The organism is Lachnospira pectinoschiza (genome assembly GCF_900103815.1).
Classification (GTDB): Bacteria; Bacillota; Clostridia; order Lachnospirales; family Lachnospiraceae; genus Lachnospira; species Lachnospira pectinoschiza_B.
Genome location: NZ_FNHZ01000001.1, coordinates 141947 through 163070, shown reverse-complemented (window position 1 = coordinate 163070; position 21124 = coordinate 141947). Strand labels below are relative to the sequence as shown.

Here is a 21124-nt window from a genome sequence, read left to right as displayed (position 1 = left end):
TATAATTTACTTAATAGAAATACATTGGAGGTTTTACTAAAGCGATATGGATATTAATGCGAACAATTTATACAGCAACTCAGCTTACAGCAAAGTAAGTGATGAATACAATGCCAAGCAAATTGCTAGAATGGTTAGCGATGGGGAAATTCCACTATCCGAACTTGAGAAAATTTTTAAAGAAACACAGCAGATGCTTGCTAATTATAAATGTGCCATGCTTGAGGTGGAGACTAAATTCAAGGTCTTAAACGAGCAATTTTCACTAGACCATGAAAGAAATCCAATTTCATCAATTTCTACAAGACTTAAGTCACCACAAAGTATTGCAGAAAAGCTTCGTCGTAAAAATATACCACTAGGACTTAAGTCCATCGAAGAGAATATGTATGACGTGGCCGGTGTTCGTGTGGTTTGCTCCTTTGTAGATGATGTATATTTTCTTGCGGACTGCCTTTTGCAACAGGACGATGTCCGTTTATTACAAAGAAAGGATTACATTAAAGAGCCAAAAAGCAACGGATATAGAAGTCTTCACTTAATTATTGAGACACCTATTTTCCTTGAAAATGAAAAGCGCTTCATGAAGGTTGAAGTTCAGCTCCGTACAATTGCCATGGAATTCTGGGCTAACCTTGATCACAAGATGCGCTACAAAAAGGACATGGATCCAGTTATGCTTACTCTTACTTCTAACGAGCTTTACGAATGCGCTTCTCTAAGTGCTGACTTAGATAGAAGAATGCAGGCTGTAAGAGACATGATTGAGGGCAGCAAGAATAAGGGATAGATTATTAACACTATAGCACAACGCAAAGAGTAGAATTAAGAAAATCTTAATTCTACTCTTCTTTATATGTACCAATGCCCCGGTTTATATTTATTAAATTATTGTAAAACTAATTATTAAGCTCTTTTATAACATCAATCACCTGGCTTAAGTCTTCTTTAATACTATAGCAAAGTTCCTTAATGTCATCTTTAATCATAATAGTATCTGGCACATGCACCACCTTCATATTAGCGGCATGCCCTGCCTTAATTCCATTGATACTATCCTCAATTACCACGCACTCTTCCGGCTTAGTATCAAGAAGGCCTGCTGCCTTTAAGAAAATATCAGGTGCCGGCTTACTATGCTTGATCTCATCACCATAAGCAATTCCATCAAGATAATCATAAGCTCCAATAGTTGTTAAGCTCTTATAAGCTGACTCTCTTCTAGTGGATGTTGCAACTGCACACTTAAGCCCAGACTCCTTAATATAATCTAGAAGCTCAAAAAGTCCCTTTTTTACAGGAACCCCTTCCGTCTCTCTAAGCTTATAGACAAACTGACTTCTTAATTCTCTCAATTCCCAGAAATCGGCTCTATCGCCAAAATATTCCTTAAACTTAAGAGCGCTATCACTAGGCGAAGCTCCCTTAAATTCATCCATAAGCCAATTAGGAAGCTCAATGCCCTTTTGCCCTGCAGCCCATTGCCATCCAAGGTTTGACTGACGTTCTGTATCAATCATAACCCCATCCATATCAAAAATTACTGCTTTAATCATTCTCAAACTCCATGTCTTATTTTTACAAATACTGCTTAAGATACTTACCTGTGTAAGACTTCTTAACCTTGCAAACCTCTTCTGGTGTACCCTTGGCAATAACTGTACCACCTCTGGCACCACCCTCAGGTCCCATATCAATAATATAATCCGCTGTCTTAATAACATCAAGATTATGCTCGATTACCACAACTGTATTTCCGCCTTCAGCAAGCTTTTGTAAAATGTCAACAAGCTTATGAACATCAGCAAAATGTAAGCCAGTTGTTGGCTCATCAAGGATATAAATTGTCTTACCTGTACTTCTCTTTGAAAGCTCAGTTGCAAGCTTAATTCTTTGAGCCTCACCACCTGAAAGTTCAGTAGAAGGCTGACCAAGCTTAATATATGAAAGACCTACGTCATTTAAAGTTTCGATTTTACGCTTAACTGATGGTACATTTTCAAAGAAATCCACAGCTTCCTCAACAGTCATATCAAGGACGTCATAGATAGACTTGCCCTTATACTTTACCTCGAGAGTTTCTCTGTTATAACGCTTGCCGTCACAAACCTCGCAAGGCACGTAAACATCTGGAAGAAAATGCATCTCAATCTTTATGATACCATCTCCCGAACAAGCCTCACAACGGCCGCCCTTTACATTAAAACTAAAACGGCCCTTATTATAACCTCTCTCCTTAGCATCTACAGTGCCTGCAAAAAGGTCACGAATCTGATCAAATACTCCAGTATATGTGGCAGGATTTGAACGAGGTGTTCTACCAATTGGACTCTGATCAATATCAATAATCTTATCAAGCTGCTCGATACCCTCAATGTCGTCGTGATCACCTGCAATGATTCTTGCTCTGTTAAGGGATTTTGCCAAATGTTTATGTAGAATTTCATTTACCAAAGAACTCTTACCTGAACCAGAAACACCAGTAACGCAAGTGATTACCCCAAGTGGGAAGTCCACATCAATATTCTTTAGGTTATTCTCTCTTGCACCCTTAACCTTAATCCAGCCTGTTGGCTTACGACGAGTCTTAGGTACAGGAATCTTAATACGACCACTAAGATATGCGCCCGTAAGGGAATTCTTGCATTCCATAATCTGCTTAGCAGTACCAGTGGCTACAACTTCTCCACCATTTTTACCAGCGCCAGGGCCGATATCCACAATGAAGTCTGCAGCTTTCATAGTATCCTCATCATGTTCAACTACAATTACTGAATTTCCAAGGTCTCGCAAATGTGTCAAAGTACCAAGGAGCTTGTCATTATCCCTCTGATGTAGACCAATACTTGGTTCATCAAGGATATAGGCAACACCTACTAAGCCAGAACCGATCTGAGTTGCAAGACGAATACGCTGTGCCTCACCACCAGATAGTGTTCCTGTAGCTCTTGAAAGAGAAAGATAATCAAGACCTACATCAATAAGGAACTTAACTCTAGCCTTAATTTCCTTAAGAAGTTCAGCACCGATAAAGAGCTGACGTTCTGTTAGATTCATATTTTCCAAAAAATCAGACAAGTCGCAAATTGGTAAATTAGTGATCTCGTAAATATTCTTATCTGCAATGGTTACAGCTAATGAGCTTTCCTTAAGTCGCTTACCCTTACAAGTCTTACAAGGTCTGATTCTCATAAACTCTTCATACTGCTGCTTAGCATTATCAGAACCAGCTTCCTTATATCTTCTCTCCATATTACTAATAAGTCCATCAAATACAATATCGTAAACGCCTTCGCCGCGCTGACCCTTATACTTAACCTTAACAGACTTACCCTTTGTACCATTAATAATAATATCCTTTACTTCATCTGAATAGTCCTTAAATGGTGTATCAAGGGAGAATTTAAACTCCTTAGCCACTGCGTTCATAATAGCACCTGTCCAGCTCTTAGAATCAGATACTGACTGCCAGCCATGTCCTGCAATAGCACCTTCATTAATTGAAAGACTCTCATCTGGAATAAGAAGTTCTGTATCAAAATTCATTGTATAACCAATACCTAAACAGTCTGGACACGCACCAAATGGATTATTGAAAGAGAAACTTCTTGGCTGAATCTCATCAATACTAATACCACAATCAGGGCAGGCAAAACTCTGAGAGAAGTTAATAGGCTCACCGCCAATAACATCTACCATCATTACACCTTCTGCAAGCTTAAGAGCAGTTTCTACAGAATCTGTAAGACGCTTATTAATGCCTTCCTTAACCACTAATCTATCTACAACGATTTCGATATTGTGCTTCTTATTCTTATCAAGCTTAATCTCTTCTGATAAATCATAAGTTTCACCATCTACATTAACTCTTACATAGCCCTGCTTTTTAGCCTGCTCAAATAACTTCACATGCTCCCCCTTACGGCCTCTTACAACAGGAGCAAGAATCTGAATCTTAGTTCTTTCTGGTAACTCTAAAATCTGGTCTACCATCTGATCTACTGTCTGCTTGTTGATTTCCTTACCACAATTTGGACAGTGAGGAATACCAATTCTTGCATATAAAAGTCTGAAATAATCATAAATTTCTGTAACTGTTCCCACTGTTGAACGTGGGTTTCTGTTAGTACTTTTCTGGTCGATAGAAATAGCTGGTGATAAGCCTTCAATTAACTCTACCTGTGGCTTTTCCATCTGACCGAGGAACTGTCTAGCATAAGAAGATAGAGATTCCATGTATCTTCTCTGACCTTCTGCATAGATAGTATCAAAAGCTAAACTTGACTTACCTGAACCTGAAAGTCCAGTTAAGACAACAAGTTTGTTTCTTGGAATATCTACATCGATACCCTTTAAGTTATGTTCACTTGCACCGCGAATTTTAATGTATTCCTTGAAGTTACCGCGATGAATATCTTTATTACTCAAATTACTCATTTATTCCTTCCTATCTTACTTATTTTCATAAATGTATTTATTAACTTCTATCATCTTATCACGAAGCTCTGCTGCCAACTCGAAGTTGAGCTCTGCTGCAGCCTTACGCATATTCTTCTCGATTTCCTTCTTAACCTTCTCAAGCTCCTTAATAGACATGGACTCGTAATCCACCTTAAGCTTATCTGAACCTGCATCTGGATCTGCTGCCCTTGTAATAGTAATAAGGTCACGAACCGCCTTCTTAATAGTCTGAGGGGTAATACCATGTTCCTTATTATAAGCTGCCTGAATCTCACGACGACGCTCTGTCTCTTTAATAGCCTTATCCATAGAATCTGTAATAGTATCTGCATACATAATTACATGACCCTCTGCATTTCTTGCGGCACGACCAATAGTCTGAATAAGGGAAGTCTCAGTTCTTAAGAAGCCTTCCTTATCTGCATCAAGAATAGCCACCAAGCTAATCTCAGGAATATCAAGACCTTCTCTAAGTAAGTTAATACCTACAAGAACATCAAAGCCATCAAGTCGCATATCACGAATAATTCTCTGACGCTCCATAGTATCAATATCTGCATGAAGATACTCAACCCTAATGCCCACTTCCTTAAGATACTCTGTCAAATCCTCAGCCATTCTCTTAGTAAGAGTTGTAACAAGAACCTTATTCTTCTTTGCTGTCTCTTTATTGATTTCTGAAATCAAGTCATCAATCTGTCCCTCAATTGGACGAACGCTAATCTCAGGATCAAGAAGTCCCGTAGGTCTAATAACCTGCTCAGTTCTTAATAGCTCGTGCTCCTCTTCGTACTTGCTAGGTGTAGCCGATACGAATAACATCTGGCTAATCTTAGACTCAAACTCAGGGAAATTAAGGGGTCTGTTATCCTTAGCTGAAGGAAGTCTAAAACCATAATCCACAAGGGTAGTCTTTCTAGACTGATCTCCGGCATACATACCACGAACCTGTGGAATTGTAATATGGCTCTCATCCACAATTATTAGAAAATCCTCTGGGAAATAATCCATTAAAGTATATGGTGGACAGCCAGCAGGTAGTCCTGCTAAATGTCTTGAGTAGTTCTCAATACCTGAGCAAAAGCCAGTTTCCTGCATCATCTCAATATCAAAGTTAGTTCTCTCCTCGATTCTTTGGGCCTCAAGAAGTCTATCCTCTGACTTAAAGTACTTGATTCTTTCTGCTAGCTCTATCTTAATATTTTCAATAGCCGCCATCATCTTCTCTTTCTCTACAACATAGTGAGAATTTGGGAAAATGGCTACGTGGTCTCTAATTGCCTTAACTTCGCCGGTTAGTGAGTCGATTTCGGAGATTCTATCTACCTCATCACCAAAGAATTCCACACGAATGGCATCCCCTGATGAAGCTGATGGGTAAATCTCCACCACATCACCACGAACTCTAAAAGTACCACGCTTAAAGTCCTGATCACTTCTCATATACTGCATATCAATAAGTCTACGAAGCATGTCATCTCTATCCTTCTCCATACCCGGACGAAGGGAAACTACCATATTCTGATAATCCACAGGGGCACCAAGTCCGTAAATACATGACACGGAAGCTACAATAATAACATCCTTTCTTTCTGAAAGAGCTGCTGTAGCTGAATGTCGCAACTTATCTATCTCATCATTAATAGCCGAATCCTTAGCAATATAGGTATCACTTTGAGGCACGTAAGCCTCTGGCTGATAGTAATCATAATAAGAAACGAAGTATTCCACCGCATTCTCAGGGAAGAACTCCTTCATCTCGCTATATAACTGAGCTGCCAAGGTCTTATTATGGGAAATAATAAGAGTTGGCTTTTGAACTTTCTCTATAATATTGGCCATTGTAAATGTTTTACCAGAGCCTGTTACACCTACTAAAGTCTCAAACTGGTTACCCATTTCAAAACCCTTGGCTAATTCTTCAATAGCGTGGGGCTGGTCGCCTGTAGGCTGATATTCTGAATGTAAAACGAATTTATCCATTTAGACCTCCTATATATTCATTGTACGCAATGCATTTTACTATTATACATCTCTAATGCAATTATTACTATAACACAAAAAGAATAAAAAAACTCATTCTAGGGGAACAAAAGTTTTGTTTTTCTAAAATACTAGGAAAAATCTCAACTTAAAGCCCCTAAAATGAGTCCTTAATTAATTTCTTAAACTTTTATAAAGCGATACATTTTCATCAATCTATTGATTAGTTAGCTGTTCTTTAATATAGTTTATGCCTGCTTCTAACTGATTATCCGTATCACTTTCCGTATCAAGCTCTACATTAATATCAGGTGTTACACCAACTCCGTGAATATCCTGACCCTTTGGTGTGAAGTACTTGGCGATTGTGTACTTAATTGCGCTACCATCTGTAAGTGGCTGAATTGTCTGAACAATTCCCTTACCAAAGGTCTGTGTACCAATGATTGCTCCAAGCTCGTAATCCTGAACTGCTCCAGCAAAAATCTCAGAAGCACTGGCACTGTTGCCATTTACTAAAACTGCCACTGGAATTGTAAGCTCGTTGTTATCATCGCCTGAATAGTTTGTTCTATTACCGTCAACGTCCTCTGTATAAACGATTAGGCCATCTGGTAAAATGTATTCAAGCATGTCAACTACTGTAGATAATACACCACCTGGGTTATCTCTAATGTCAATTACAAGTCCTACCATTCCCTGTGCCTCAAGGTCTTCAATAGCATCAATAAACTGGTCTGTAGTTACCTCGTCAAACTGACTAACGGCAATGTAACCAATGTTATCTTCCATCATCTGATATTCTACAGTCTTTACATTAATCTCATCACGAGTAGCTGTAATTTCAAGATTCTCGCTATTTCTAATAATTGAAAGCACTACATCAGTACCCTTGTCTCCCTTAATTAAAGAAACCGCTGTGGAAAGATCTAAATCTAAAACACTTTGTCCATCTACTGCTGTAATCTTATCTCCTGCCTGAAGGCCTGCAGCCTCAGCTGGGGAATCCTCAATAATAGCCACAATCTGAATTGTTCCATCTTCATTCTTCTGGCATGTAGCGCCGATTCCATAGAAGGTACCTGTTGTAGATTCAAGTAAAGACTGGTATTCTTCAGCAGTATAATAAACTGTATACTTATCACCATATGAAGAGAGATAAGCCTTATAGATAGCTTCTGCAGCTTCCTCTGAGTCTACATTTTCAAAATAAAACTTACTATCAAGAACGGATTCAATAGCGTTTAACTTAGCTTCTACTTCTGAGCCAATGCCTGAATCATCAGTAGTTGCATCGGACTGCACGTAAACCGAACCATCTGTAGAAATGTGTAAATATCCATTCTTTAAAAGTACCACTACAGTTACGCATAAAACTGCAACCATAACAAGTAGAGTTGATAAAACTCCAAGGAGCACACCACGAGCCATGGCGCCTTCATTAACTACTTTTACCTCAGGCCTAAGCTCTGACTTTGACTCTTCATTAAAATTCTCTTCCATTTTTTAACTTCCTAACTAATTTATTTGCTTAAATAATTCCATGGACTTACATAACTACCATTTAAACGTACATCAAAATGTAAATGCACACCTGTGGAGTTACCTGTTGTTCCCATAAGTCCAATCTTTTGTCCCTTAGTAACGTAATCACCTACGGATACTAAGAGGGATGAGCAGTGAAGATATCTAGTATATAGGCCATCGCCGTGGTAAATCATAATGTAATTACCAGCGGATGCACTATAAGTTGAGATAACTACCTTGCCATCATAGGCTGCGTAAATTGGATCACCAGCAACACCTGCTTTAACACCACCAATATCAATTCCCTTATGAGGAGCTGATCTTCCTTCTGTATCACCATAATCTGAAGTGATTCTTGTGGAAGTTGTTGGCCACTTAAATTTACCGCCATCATAACTTGTAACAGAAGACTTTGCTGCCTCCTCTGCTTTAATCCTTGCTTCCAACTGTCTTGTAGTTGCCTCTAAGGCCTCATTTTCAGCCTCAAGACGAGAATAATAACTCTCCTCTGCTGCTACTGTATTATTCAAGTTAGTAAGCTGTGTCATCTTAGTTGACTGAAGAAGACTAAGAGCGCTCATCTGATCCTGCAAATTTGTCTGCATGTTCACAAGCTCTCCCTTATCTGCCTCTAGGTCAGCCTTTGTCTGTGCGATATAGTCTATTGTAGCCTTATACTTTTCAAGCATCTCTCTATCGTACTTTGATAACTGATTAATATACTCAGCCTTACTTAACAAATCCGCCATATCCTCAGCCTTAAGTAACATTCCAAGATATGTCTCATCATTGTGTTCATACATAAACTTAATTCTAAGTTTCATCTGTTCATACTGAACCTTGGCATCTTCCTCCGCCTTTGCTAATTCCTCTTCTGTTGTCTTGATAGTAGTTTCCAAATCCTGTATCTGAAGGTCAAGCTCATACAAAGAACTGCTAATAGTCTCCATCTGACTATCTAGTGATGAGATATAGCTCTGAATATCACTTGCTTGTCCCTGAAGGTCTTCAATATATTTCTTGGTTTCCTCCAATTTAGATTGAACGTCCTCCTGCTGCTTTTTGGCATCTTCCAAATCTGACTTACTATCGCCCAAAATTATCTGCGTTGTTGCTATAAAAGGTGCAATTAACGCCAAAACCATTATAGCCAGTGCACATTTTTTACATATAAGACCCATCACTTTGAAAATGGATCTCTTCCCCGATAAAAACTTCATGCCTGCCATCATGTTACCTCCTCTCCTAAAGGTCTCATGCCTAAAACACTCTAACTATCCCCTTTATTTATTATTGTCCCATCCGTCTATCTCACTAACTAATTATAACATAAATATTATGATTTATTATTGTTTTTTTCATAAACTTTAATTTTTATTTTTACAATTTATATCTCATTGATTTTGTAAAAAAAGGACGCGTCTAAATTAATAAACGCGTCCAAAATATTCTTAAAAATTCTATTGAAAAAATTATACGTCAGCATGCTTTCTTACAGCGAAGAATGTACCAATGATACCAATAATGATTCCAAGGAATACTGACACTGGAACAAGTACGTTAAATACTGCATTAGCATCAAGGAAGTTAAGGATGTTCTTAAGTACTGAGAACTTACTTAATACATAATTAACTAATCCTGCGTAAATGTATCTAAGAATGATAGTTGGAATTAAAGCACCAACTAAACCAATTACAATACCTTCTACGAAGAATGGCGCATTAACGAAGGCATCCGTTGCACCGATATACTTCATAATTGAAATCTCGTCCTTACGAACTGTAATACCAATAACGATTGTATTAGTAATAAGGAAGATAGATACTGCAAGTAAGATTGCTACAATCGCAATTGCAATATAACTTACAAGTCTTGCAGCTGATGCAAGTCCTGTTGCTGTAGCTTCTGACTTATTAACCTGTCTTACACCTTCTAGATTCTCAAGGTACTCAACTAATGTTGACTGATCATCTGCACTGTTAAGATATACTTCATAAGAAGCTGACTTTGCAAGTGGGTTATCTGAGAAACCTTCTGCAAGTTCTGGATAATCAGCAAAATATTCTGACTTGAAGTTCTCCCAAGCCTCTTCAGCTGATGTATAGTGAATTCTACTAACTTCTGATCGCTGACTAATTGTATCGCCAAGCTTTAAAATTCCTGTTTCATCTAAGTCTTCATTAAAGAATACTGTTACACAAATCTCACTTTCGGCACTTTCAATCATATATTGGAAGTTTGCTATTAATGAGTAAAAAACTCCAAAAAGGAAAATACATGCTGCGATTGTTGCCATAGATGCTAATGAGAACAATCTATTACGATGGATATTCTTGAATCCATCAACTATATGATACCATAACGATCTAATCTTCATAGAAATAACCACCCTTTTCCATATCACTTATAATCTTACCTTCACTCATAGTAATTGTTCTCTTACGCATCTGTTGAACAATTTCCATGTTGTGAGTAACAACTAATACTGTTGTTCCCTGCTTGTTAACCTGGTCAAGAATTCTCATGATTTCATTAGAGTTCGCTGGATCAAGGTTACCAGTAGGCTCGTCACATAATAAGATTTCTGGATTATTTACAAGGGCTCTTGCAATAGCAACTCTCTGCTGCTCACCACCAGATAGCTCATTAGGGAAGGACTTATACTTATCAAGTAAGCCAACCATTGAAAGCATGGCAAGGACTCTACCCTTAATCTTACGGCTAGGTGCCTCAACTACTTTCTGAGCAAATGCAATGTTATCTGCAATGTTTCTATCAGGTAAAAGTCTGAAATCCTGGAATACAACTCCTATATCTCTTCTTAAATATGGAAGCTTCTTTCTAGTAATCTTATTAAGAAACTTCTTATTAATGTAAATCTTACCTGATGTAGGATCTAATTCCTTAAGCAATAGTTTAATAAGAGTAGATTTACCTGAACCACTCTTACCTACGATAAAGACAAACTCACCCTTCTGAATGTGAAGGTCGATACCATTAAGCGCAGGAACGCCAGTGGTATATGTCTTTGTGACATTTTCCATTATTATCATTGTTAAACTTCCTCCATTAATCCTCTACCATTCTAGTATTGGTCTTTACTCTCCATATATTTCATATACTTTACTACCATTAATGCAATCTTAAATGTAATTGCATCGTCAAATACTCTTAAATCAAGGCCTGTTGTCTTCTGGAGTTTATCAAGTCTATATACCAATGTGTTTCTATGGATATAGAGCTGTCTAGATGTCTCTGAAACATTCAAGCTGTTATCAAAGAACTTATTAATTGTAGACAATGTCTCTTCGTCAAAGTCATCTGGAGACTTTGCTTCAAAGATTTCCTTAATAAACATCTGACATAGTGGAATTGGTAACTGATAAATAAGACGTCCAATTCCTAATCTGTTATATGCAACAACATTCTTATCTTCGTAGAAAATCTTTCCTACATCAAGGGCCATCTTAGCTTCCTTGTAAGAACGCGATACTTCTCTAATATCATTAACGATTGTTCCGTAAGCAACATGAGCCATGCTCATAGCTTCTGTGTTAAGCATGTCGATAATAACTTCAGCTATCTTGTCTAATTCTTCATAGCTTTCATTACCCTTAACTTCCTTAACTAAAATAATACTCTTCTCATCAACTGCTGTAATAAAATCCTTAGCCTTTGATGCGTATAAGCTTCTTACTATCTCAAGTGCGTTAGTGTCTTTCTCATGCTTAGTTTCAATAATATATACAACTCTCTTAACGTCAGTTTCAATATGAAGCTTCTCAGCTCTAGTATACATATCAACTCTAAGTAAATTATCTAATAAAAGATTCTTGATAAAGTTATCCTTATCAAAGCGCTCTTTATAAGCTACTGTTAGGTTCTGAACCTGAAAAGCAGCCATCTTACCTATCATATAGATGTCATCACTTGTTCCCTTAGCAAGCACGATATACTCTAAAGTGATATCATCCATAACCTTAAAGAACTGATAACCATTAACCACTTGACTCTCAGCTGGTGAATCAATAAAGCTTATAGCATCTGCTATACAATCCGATACATCATCAAAAGTTTTAGCTGCAACCTTACCATCAGCATCAATGACGCATAGATCAACTCTTGATATTGCTTTAAGTCCATCTACTGTTGTCTGTAAAATTTGATTTGATACCATTCTTCACCTCGTAATCTTGATTTGGTTTATAAACTCTATGCCCTCTCTATCTCGGCAAACAATATATAAAAAATGTAATCATCATATATCAATTACCAACATCTAGGAAGTAGCTCTAAATCAGCCTTTTATCCCTATCCTAAATGCACACCTAATATTGTATAGCAAATTAACTAAAAATAAAAGTAAAAACAAGCAATTTTTACAATTTTTTCAATTATTTTTATTGATAAAGTATATTTTTTAGTAAAGAAAGTAAGAAGGATTTTATAAAAGTTTGAACGCAGTGTAAGCAATCCCCCGCTTCAAAAGCGTAAGCTTTAAGCGGGGGTATAAAGCTTACTAGTGTCAGAAGGGGTTAAAGCCCCTTCTGACAAGTGGCACAAAGTGCCACTGCGTTCATGAGGAAGTAGCGAAGCGGATTCCGAATGTCCGCTTTACTATTTAGACAAATAAAAAAGGTGTGTAACATAAGTTACACACCTTAGTAATCGTTACAACTTCTAATATATTAATCTCCCTAAATATAGCAATAATTAGTGAGTAATGATCTGCTCTGTTTCCTTATCGAATACGTGGATTCTTTCAACAGCCATAGCTAATGTAATTGTATCCTTAACTCTAGCGCTTGTTCTAGGGTTAACCTTAGCTGTACATGTCTGACCATTGATATCGTAGTGAAGGTTAACTTCAGCACCAAGTAATTCGTAAACCTTAACTACAGTCTGGAACTTACCATCTGCATGAGCTTCGATAAATTCTTCGTCATCCTTAATATCCTCTGGACGGATACCAGCTACAACTGTCTTACCAGCGTAACCGCCATCGATTAACTTCTTAGCCTTGTCAGCTGGAAGCTTAATAACAACGTCTTCAGCTAACTTAAGTGAAGCTTCTGAACCGTTAGCAACAACTTCTGCATCGATTAAGTTCATCTGAGGTGAACCAATGAAACCAGCAACGAATAAGTTCTCTGGTAAGTTGTAAAGGTTCTGTGGAGTATCAACCTGCTGAATTACACCATCCTTTAAAACTACGATTCTTGTACCAAGTGTCATAGCTTCTGTCTGGTCATGAGTTACGTAGATAATTGTTGTTTCAAGGCTCTGGTGAAGCTTTGAGATTTCTACTCTCATCTGTACTCTTAACTTAGCATCAAGGTTTGATAAAGGCTCATCCATAAGGAATACCTTAGGTGAACGAACGATAGCACGACCCATAGCAACTCTCTGTCTCTGACCACCTGATAAAGCCTTTGGCTTTCTGTCAAGTAAGTGCTCAAGATCAAGGATCTTAGCTGCCTTACGAACTGCTTCATCGATTTCTGCCTTAGGTGTCTTTCTTAACTTAAGAGCAAAAGCCATGTTATCATATACTGTCATATGTGGATATAAAGCGTAGTTCTGGAATACCATAGCGATATCTCTATCCTTAGGCTCTACATCATTTACTAACTTGTCATCAATCCATAATTCACCAGAACTGATTTCCTCAAGACCAGCGATCATACGGAGTGTTGTTGACTTACCACAACCTGAAGGACCAACGAAGATGATGAATTCCTTGTCAGCGATTTCAAGGTTGAAATCCTTAACAGCTACGAAGCCGTTAGAATATACTTTACAAACGTTCTTTAAAGATAAACTTGCCATTATTGTTTCCTCCCGAAATATCATAAATGTGGGCTACCCGCGCCCTCATGTTTAATAATATACAACAACTGCATTTTCAAAAGCTATATCAGATTTAGCCAAAGATTAAAGTTTTAATTTGACAAATATGTCAGTCGGTCAGTTTTACTGTTCATTTTTAACAAAACAATCAAGTCTCTATATGTTAACATTCACAAATAACACGAATTTTTTCTGTTATTTAGACCAACTTTTAGCAAGAAAAGGCATAAAATATCCATTAACAAATATCCGATTTTCTTGCATTTTCCTTATTCTAATGATATTATTTAAATACAAAAAGGCGATAACTTAATATTCGGACTTACAAAGGTCTTTTTAGCAAGAACAATGGAATGTTCTAAAGTAAGAAACGGAGGCGTTATAAATGGTTATTGGAGGCATCTCCACTAACATAAGTACCACAAACGTCCAAAGCGATGTATCCGTGCTTATGTTACGTAAACAGCTTGATACCGTAGAGCAAGGAGGCGTTGATCTTACAAAAATGATGGAGCAATCCGTCAACCCGGAAGTAGGTTCAAACATTGATTACTCGGTATAAAAGTAACAACTTAATAAAAGAATAATAATCAAATTCTAGACCGGTATGGAATTTGATATGATTAGAAGTAACCTTCCGGCATCTGGACATGTCTCATGCCTAGGGAAAGTTACAGAAGTAAAAAGCCCCGACTATTAGAACGTCACCTAATAGTCGGGGCACTTTTTTATATTTTTTTGAAAATGTATTTAAGCCGCAACTGCTACAAATACCATGTAAGCAAAGCAAACTATCATTCCCAAAACAAGAGGTAAGGTAATTAGTCTTTCTTTCTTCTCGTCCTGAGATACATTTTCAAGAGTTGCAGTTGATGCAGTAGCATCCATTGCACTAACCTCACCGTACTGAGCCTTAGTATCTAATGGGCTTACATTAGCGTACTGTTTGCTAGCATACTGAACATCAGAGCTTGCCTCTTTTTGGATAGCTTCTCTCTTTAATCTACTCTTCTCAAGATACTCAATTATAAGTAAAACAATGCCTAAGAAAAGCATACCAAGAACTAATAAAATAGCTAAACCAAGTAAAGTAACTCCTGCACTAGAATCTATGCTTGTCTGCTGGCTAGCCTCCTGAAGGGCTGATGCATTTGTACTAGCAAAGTAACTTACTGTTACAGAAAATGTATTAAATGCGAAATGCGCGCACATAGAGGAAAGGATTGAGCCCGTAGCCTCTGTGAGCTTTGCAAATACTACACCCATGAAAGTTGCATATACAAACTGGTCGAAATTCATATGGAAAAAGCCGAATAAGATGGCACTTAAAAGCATAGCCTGAAAGTATCTCTTAGTCTTTCTGTAAGTTCCATAATAAAGACCTCTAAATGTAAATTCCTCAACAATAGCCGGCATAACTGCGATTAAAATAATCTGAATTATTAAGGGATATGTTGAAACCTCTGAAACTGTCTGCTGTGCAGCATTTTCTACAAATAAACTAGTAATATTTGTAAGGAATAAAGACATAGGAATGATTAGGTAACCAATGATTATTGAAAGAATAATCTCCTTGATTCCTAGCATTTTAAATCTTAGATCCTTAATTCCTGTCTTTGTAATTAAGCAAAAGCCAAGAAGCATAATTACAATAATTAATTCATTTTGTATAAAAAGGACAGCGCTTGTCATTTTCCCAATAACGCCCATGCTAATAAGAGCGCGCTCAATTAATGCGATTGCGACATTCAAGAAAATATAGCCAAAGATGAAAATCGGAAAGAAAAGATTAACCTTTTTTATTTCCATGCAATAGCCTCAACCTCTAGTAAGACATCCTTTGGAAGTCTTGCAACCTCAACACAAGAACGTGCTGGGAATGGTTCCTTAAAGTAGTTTTTATATATTTCATTTATCTTTCCAAAATCGTTCATTTCCTTGATAAAGACTGTAGTCTTTACAATGTTCTCTGCCTTTGAGCCTGAAGCCTCAACTAAGTTAATTAAGTTCTTGAATGCCTGATTAGCCTGAGCTTCTACTCCTCCCTCAACTATCTGACCAGTTGGTGGATCAACTGGGATTACACCTGAAGTATAAACCATACCGTTTACTTCGATTGCCTGAGAATAAGGTCCGATTGCGCTTGGAGCCTTATCTGTGCTTATAACCTTCTGCATAATTGCCTCCTTTTGCCCCGCGGGGCTCATTTTTCTTGACCCTAGGTTCATGGGTCTGTGCTTATAAAGCATTGTATAAATTTTATAACAATTAAGCGGATTGTACAAGTTTACAATCCGCTTATCTTTTATCATATTAATTTGTTAACGCATTACTTTATTATATCAATTGTAGATTCGTTAATCTTAACCTTACCTTCTTTTAAGAGACGGCCAATAGCTCTCTTAAAGGCATTCTTACTCATATTAAAATGTTTCTTAATAATTTCAGGATCTGCCTTATCTGTAAATGGAATGCTACCGCCAAGCTTCTTCATCTTATTGTAGATAAAAGTTGAATCCTCATCCATCTGGATATAGGCCTTCTGCTTTAAGCTAAGAACAAGCTTACCATCTTCTCTAACTCTTGTAACACGACCAAATACTTCATCTCCTACATGAATCTCTTCAAAGACTTCATTCATAGGAATAAAGGCCTGATACTTATTATCTACAGCCACATAAACTCTGTAATCTGGTGCAATGCCTACTACTGTTCCTGAAACTGCTGAATCCTTAACGTAATTGCTATCAGTTGTTAAGTATTTATTAACCTTCATAGAAGCTGCAAGTCTGTTACTCTTATCAATATATAAGCTAACTAAATATTCCTTGCCCTTCTCTGCCTTAACAGGCTGCTCCTTAAAAGGCATAAGTAAGTCCTTCTCAAGACCCCAATCAAGGAAAGCACCAATGTTACTTACCTCTGATACCTTAAGTCTTGCAAGCTCACCAAGCTTAATCTTTGGTGTTCTTGTTGTAGCAATTAATCTATCTGAAGAATCTAGATAAACGAAAACTGTTAATGCATCGCCTTCCTCTAAATCTTCTGGCACTTCCTTCTTTGGAAGTAATACTTTCTCATCCTTAGTGCCTAAATAGACACCGAAATCCGTCCTATTCACAACATTAAGACACTGTACCTTACCTAACTTAATCATCTTAACCTCCTTTGGTTCTGCCTCATGAACCGCCTTACACAAACCCTAAAAGTAGCATAGATTTCTTATAGGGCATTAATCATAGTTTACTTGGCTTTAGTTAAAAAAAGCCATAAAAAAACCTCCGCAAAGCTGCGGAGGTTCTAGCTGGGCTTGAGGGATTCGAACCCCCGAAATGCTGGAATCAGAATCCAGTGCCTTACCACTTGGCGAAAGCCCATTATCGTTAGCGACGAAAAGAATTATATCACGCTAACAATATTAATGCAAGCACTTTTTTCATTTATTTTTTGATTTTTTCAAAAATGCTTGTTATTTGACAAAATTAGCACAACTGCTTGGCTGTATTCTTAATTGTTAAGCAAGAATACATAGCAACAATAACAATTAAAGCCTCTGTTACAGTAGACTGTAATGAAATTGTAGACATGAAGATAAAGTAGTGTGCAAATACAAGTGCTGCTACTACAAACCAGATTACCTGATAATTTCTTGTAGCGGCCTGTCTACCCTGTACCTTAGCTTCCATCATAAGTGCCTCTATAAAATAATAAGTGTAATAAATAGCAAATATTACAGAAATACCAATTGCAATTGAATGCATTGTATCCTCAATTGTAGAATCCCAAGCTAAGCAGTTAATTAGCTGTGAGGCAATAGCTCCAACAAATCCTAAAATTGCCACCACAAAAGACTTCTTAGCTAGTGAATTAAGCTTCTTAAAGTCCTTAGAGCCCAATATTATAAGTGCAAAACCTAGGATATCATTAGTTACATCAATTCTTATATCACCAATAGTAATTAAGAATCTCACTAAGATTAGGAATACACCTATTAAAATTAAATTCAAACTCTTCTTGTTCATATTATTCCCACTTTCCTTTTTAAACGGATTCCACCTAAGATAATCCGTCATGCTACTAGAAAACGTAGCTTTTGCGCCTACATTTTCACAAAGAATATTGTAATAGAATAAGTAATTACGGTCAATTGCAAATGATAACTATTAATTATTTTTATAAATATTTAATGCCCACCAAAAACTTGATGGGCATTAAACGTGGAAAAAAATTATGAAAAAAACATTTGGAAAAAATTATTGGCAAACATTTGCAAGATCATTAATTCTTGCAGATGTTGATGTCGCTGTAACATTGTTAATAAATAGCACTGTACCTATGTTGTACTGGTCTACAAGCTCTGATACTGTACCCTGATAATATCTGTAGTCGATTACGTAGACATTCTGGAAATTCTCTGTAAGGTAAGGAACAAGGGCATTACCAAAGGATTCCTTAATCACAAGGATGGAAGAACCATCATTAATATTAGAATTTGTGATTGTAGAATAAGAATTATCTCCTCCAATAAATGCACTGTATTTACTTGTGATATTCCAGCCTGTTACATCAGTTACGATATTGTAGTTAGTAAGCACATTGTCGCTATTAACAAACTGCATCTTATTAGTTGATGGTGGCACATAAGCCACGAAGTTGTCTGGCGAACTATAAAGGGATGTGGCCCTTGTCTGAGTATAAAAGCTACCAACAAAATTGCCGCAGTCAAGTCTTGTAAAGCTATCAAGGCTTGCAGGGCTCTTGCCAATCTGTGTCATGAAAGCACCATAGGCATAGTAAGCACCAAGGCTTGTCCAATGGTGATCTGTTCTAAAGTAAATGTATTCATTACGGTGTTCTCTAAGTAAATCGTAAATGTAACATTTTCCCACTTTGTTATTCATCTTGCTAAACATGTAGAGAATAGCCTTCTTTTGATTACTACTTGAGATGCTGTTTCTTGTGGCATCATCAAGAGTGATATCTATACTTGTAGGCACAATCATGTCGTAAACCTTAGCCTTGCCGTCCAAAGTATTAGCCAAGTTATTTACTATGTTTGCGTACCTATCTGATTCTGATTGTAAAAATGTATAGTAATTGTAGGCACTGTCTTCAACCACAAAGATTGAACCTAGAGACTCACCGGCCTTAGCCGCTGTAGTTCCATCGGTGTCCTCAACTTCCATACCAACATCACTTGCCGATATGCTTGCGCTATCATAAGAATAATCAGAGATATAAGTCTGATCTGATAGCACTTCTCTTGCAGTTTCTGTCTCAGGATCCTCTAAATCCTCTACAGCATCTGCATTAATTGTTAAATCATATTCTGTCAAATCAACATCAGGAATATCATCACCTACTATAACCTCGCCGTGAATGGAATTTGTCTGAATTCCGTACATATTCTCCAATGTCTCACTGCACACAATAAGATTATCTCTTCCTGGAAATGTGTCTGAGAACCAAGTGTCGATGGCTGTAAAATATTCGCCACTCCAGAAACTCTCAAAAGTAAATGTCGGAAATTTACTTAAAGTTCTTCTCTCAGTTATAGACTCTGTCGGTCTTAATGGTATCATTAAAGATACTGCTGCCCCAATGACAATCATGCTTAAAAAGACGACGATTTTCACGATTGCGGCTTTCTTAATAACGTACTCTCGGTACTTCGCAGTGGTCTTATCGATCCTGCCCTCCACTTCTTTTTTTCCTAACAATTTCATTACCTAGCCCTACTCAAAGATTTATGTCCGATTTAGTAAATCCACTTCCCTAAAAAGCCCCAGCTTCTCTCCCTAGAAAGACAAGTCCCCACTTGCCCTAGAATCTAAAGTAAATAAATGGATTGTAACTATTGCCAATCAAACATACAGTTGATAAGAATAAAAGAACCACAGGAATAACCACATTTAGCACATTATAGAAATATACAAATGCGACCTCCTTATTAACTCCAAAACTTCTTATCTTGTTAGCCAACATCTTAACTGCTGGTGTCACTGCAATAATCACTACAATAAAGAAGATGAAGTTGTTAAGAATGATTGTGTTAGTCTCAAGGTTTGTGAATGCATTTCCATTAAGACCAAACAAGCTCTTAACAAGCTCCTTAATAACTGCGAAATCTTCGAATCTAAATAAAATCCATCCAAAGAAAACCACAATTAAAGTATATATTCTACCGATTACTGCTTTTGCTATATTTCCAATTTTATCAAAAAGCTTCAAAAGAAACAACTTTTCTATACATAAAAATACAAAAAAATATAATCCCCATAGAATAAAGTTAAATGAAGCTCCATGCCAAAGACCTGTAAGGGCCCAAACTACGAACATATTAAAGATCTGTCTCTTGATTCCACGTCTATTTCCTCCAAGTGGAATGTAGAGATAATCTCTAAAGAAAGTACTTAAGGAAATGTGCCATCTTCTCCAAAATTCAGTAACTGACTTAGAGATGTATGGATAATTAAAGTTTTCCTTGTACTGGAAACCTGTCATTTTACCAAGACCAATGGCCATATCTGAATAAGCCGAGAAATCAAGGTAAATATAAATCATATATAAGATGCAAGTAATCCAAGCACCAAGCACTGTGACCTGACTTGCAAGGCTAGCTGTAGCCTCGTCTGGCAAGATGTCCTTTATAATGCTGGCGCAAGTATTAGCTAAAATAGTCTTCTTTGCAAGGCCTACGCAGAAACGAGAAATACCATCATTCATACTTGTGATGTTAGTCTTTCTCTCCTTTAAATCATCTGCAATATCCTTATATCTAACGATTGGACCTGCAATACACTGATGGAAAAGAGAGGCGTAAAGTAAAACTCTTCCATAATTATGCTCTGCCTCAATCTCACCCCTGTAAACATCTACAACATAAGATACTAACTGGAAGGTGTAAAATGAAATACCTACCGGTAAAATTATTTCAGGAATGACCTTTGGCAAACCTGTAAAGTAATTAAAAATCTCACAAAGGAATCCAGTGTATTTAAATACACTAAGAATTAATAGGTTTGCTGCAACTGTAAATCCAAGAGCGAGATTTCTATTCCTAAGATGTTTAGGATTCTCCACATCCTTTGTAAATTTATCAATTGCAACAGCTCCTATATAACTTACGAATGCTGAGACCATCATAATCAGCAAATATGCTGGTGATGACCACGCATAGAAAATCAATGAAAATAATAAAATACATAAATTCTTCTTTTTAATGTCTGAAATGACCGCATAACACAAAAGGTTAATTGGCAAAAAAATGTACACAAATAAAAGGCTTGAAAAAACCATAAT

General features: G+C 37.1%; 17 protein-coding genes and 1 tRNA gene. 2 read left to right on the top strand and 16 right to left on the bottom strand.

Annotation, left to right across the window (positions count from 1 at the left end):
* The first annotated feature begins 46 nt into the window (after nucleotides 1–46).
* Nucleotides 47–790, top strand: coding sequence for a GTP pyrophosphokinase (locus BLQ66_RS00650; RefSeq protein WP_330389733.1), 744 nt, complete (start codon nucleotides 47–49; stop codon nucleotides 788–790).
* A gap of 109 nt (nucleotides 791–899) precedes the next feature.
* On the opposite strand, the gene BLQ66_RS00645 is transcribed toward BLQ66_RS00650, so the two are convergent.
* From BLQ66_RS00645 to BLQ66_RS00605, 9 genes are all read right to left on the bottom strand, one after another.
* Nucleotides 900–1556, bottom strand: coding sequence for an HAD family hydrolase (locus BLQ66_RS00645; protein ID WP_074520448.1), 657 nt, complete (start codon nucleotides 1554–1556; stop codon nucleotides 900–902).
* A 22-nt stretch (nucleotides 1557–1578) separates the two neighbouring features.
* Entirely contained in the window at nucleotides 1579–4437 is a 2859-nt protein-coding gene (uvrA, locus tag BLQ66_RS00640; protein ID WP_180364670.1) for an excinuclease ABC subunit UvrA, read from the bottom strand.
* Between the two features lie 15 nt (nucleotides 4438–4452).
* Nucleotides 4453–6444 (bottom strand): excinuclease ABC subunit UvrB, encoded by a 1992-nt coding sequence (gene uvrB / locus BLQ66_RS00635; RefSeq protein ID WP_074520447.1) that lies wholly within the window; start codon nucleotides 6442–6444, stop codon nucleotides 4453–4455.
* A 216-nt stretch (nucleotides 6445–6660) separates the two neighbouring features.
* On the bottom strand, nucleotides 6661–7947 hold the full coding sequence (locus BLQ66_RS00630) for a S41 family peptidase (protein ID WP_074520446.1): 1287 nt from the start codon (nucleotides 7945–7947) through the stop codon (nucleotides 6661–6663).
* A 20-nt stretch (nucleotides 7948–7967) separates the two neighbouring features.
* On the bottom strand, nucleotides 7968–9203 hold the full coding sequence (locus tag BLQ66_RS00625) for a murein hydrolase activator EnvC family protein (RefSeq protein WP_083330209.1): 1236 nt from the start codon (nucleotides 9201–9203) through the stop codon (nucleotides 7968–7970).
* A gap of 240 nt (nucleotides 9204–9443) precedes the next feature.
* Nucleotides 9444–10349 carry a permease-like cell division protein FtsX gene (ftsX, locus tag BLQ66_RS00620; protein ID WP_074520445.1) on the bottom strand — a complete coding sequence of 302 codons (906 nt, stop codon included), beginning with the start codon at nucleotides 10347–10349 and terminating at the stop codon, nucleotides 9444–9446.
* Entirely contained in the window at nucleotides 10339–11025 is a 687-nt protein-coding gene (ftsE, locus tag BLQ66_RS00615; RefSeq protein WP_027431917.1) for a cell division ATP-binding protein FtsE, read from the bottom strand. Before ftsE ends, ftsX begins: the two co-directional genes overlap by 11 nt.
* A 32-nt stretch (nucleotides 11026–11057) precedes the next feature.
* Nucleotides 11058–12149: a PucR family transcriptional regulator gene (locus BLQ66_RS00610; RefSeq protein ID WP_027431918.1), complete on the bottom strand. Its 1092-nt coding sequence runs from the start codon at nucleotides 12147–12149 to the stop codon at nucleotides 11058–11060.
* Nucleotides 12150–12685: 536 nt separating this feature from the next.
* Nucleotides 12686–13801, bottom strand: a complete 1116-nt coding sequence (locus tag BLQ66_RS00605; protein ID WP_074520444.1) for an ABC transporter ATP-binding protein — start codon at nucleotides 13799–13801, stop codon at nucleotides 12686–12688.
* A gap of 406 nt (nucleotides 13802–14207) precedes the next feature.
* On the opposite strand from BLQ66_RS00605, the gene BLQ66_RS00600 reads away from it, so the two are divergent.
* Nucleotides 14208–14384, top strand: coding sequence for a YjfB family protein (locus BLQ66_RS00600; RefSeq protein ID WP_074520443.1), 177 nt, complete (start codon nucleotides 14208–14210; stop codon nucleotides 14382–14384).
* A 188-nt stretch (nucleotides 14385–14572) separates the two neighbouring features.
* Here BLQ66_RS00600 and BLQ66_RS00595 read toward each other — a convergent pair whose 3' ends face one another.
* The 7 genes from BLQ66_RS00595 to BLQ66_RS00565 all read right to left on the bottom strand — a co-directional run bounded on the left by BLQ66_RS00595 (nucleotide 14573) and on the right by BLQ66_RS00565 (nucleotide 20968).
* Nucleotides 14573–15631: a CPBP family glutamic-type intramembrane protease gene (locus tag BLQ66_RS00595; protein WP_074520442.1), complete on the bottom strand. Its 1059-nt coding sequence runs from the start codon at nucleotides 15629–15631 to the stop codon at nucleotides 14573–14575.
* The gene (locus BLQ66_RS00590; RefSeq protein WP_027431921.1) at nucleotides 15622–15999 is read right to left on the bottom strand and encodes a RidA family protein; all 378 of its coding nucleotides are present in this window, start codon (nucleotides 15997–15999) and stop codon (nucleotides 15622–15624) included. The genes BLQ66_RS00595 and BLQ66_RS00590 overlap by 10 nt, the downstream gene beginning before the upstream one ends.
* 152 nt (nucleotides 16000–16151) lie before the next feature.
* A complete protein-coding gene (locus BLQ66_RS00585) occupies nucleotides 16152–16979 on the bottom strand; it encodes a CvfB family protein (RefSeq protein WP_074520441.1) in 828 nt (275 codons plus the stop codon).
* Between the two features lie 147 nt (nucleotides 16980–17126).
* Nucleotides 17127–17199: transfer RNA gene (locus BLQ66_RS00580), tRNA-Gln, on the bottom strand.
* A 105-nt stretch (nucleotides 17200–17304) separates the two neighbouring features.
* Entirely contained in the window at nucleotides 17305–17844 is a 540-nt protein-coding gene (locus BLQ66_RS00575) for a hypothetical protein (protein WP_074520440.1), read from the bottom strand.
* A 231-nt stretch (nucleotides 17845–18075) separates the two neighbouring features.
* Nucleotides 18076–19548, bottom strand: coding sequence for a DHHW family protein (locus BLQ66_RS00570; protein WP_074520439.1), 1473 nt, complete (start codon nucleotides 19546–19548; stop codon nucleotides 18076–18078).
* A 97-nt stretch (nucleotides 19549–19645) separates the two neighbouring features.
* Nucleotides 19646–20968: an MBOAT family O-acyltransferase gene (locus tag BLQ66_RS00565; RefSeq protein ID WP_242869298.1), complete on the bottom strand. Its 1323-nt coding sequence runs from the start codon at nucleotides 20966–20968 to the stop codon at nucleotides 19646–19648.
* Nucleotides 20969–21124 lie beyond the last annotated feature (156 nt).